Raw genomic sequence first — 328 nt, forward strand, 5'->3', positions numbered from 1 at the left:
TTCGTGTATACTGTAGGTGAAGACAATACTGCAAAAGCAACATTAATAACTATTGAAGATAAAACCGATTTATTTTTTATTGTTGATTCTGGTGTAAAAGCTGGAGATTTAATTATTTTAAAAGGTATAGGTAAATTAAGAAACGGGATGCCAATAGTACCGCAAGAATCTGAATTTGATAGTATTGTGAAGCAATTAAAACCGTTATTTCAATAATATTTTAGAGCAATAAACTATGTTAAAAACATTTATAGAAAGACCAGTTCTTTCAACCGTAATTTCCATTATAATTGTCATTTTGGGAATCTTGGGATACTCAGCTTTGCCT

1 pseudogene is annotated in these 328 nt (G+C 29.6%); it reads left to right on the forward strand.

What is annotated here, in order from left to right:
* Positions 1-216: pseudogene (locus tag ACNG5D_RS15915) on the forward strand (efflux RND transporter periplasmic adaptor subunit); the annotation flags it as partial.
* Positions 217-328: the final 112 nt, after the last annotated feature.

The sequence above is a fragment of the Algibacter ulvanivorans genome, from assembly GCF_048381495.1.
Classification (GTDB): domain Bacteria; phylum Bacteroidota; class Bacteroidia; order Flavobacteriales; family Flavobacteriaceae; genus Algibacter_B; species Algibacter_B ulvanivorans.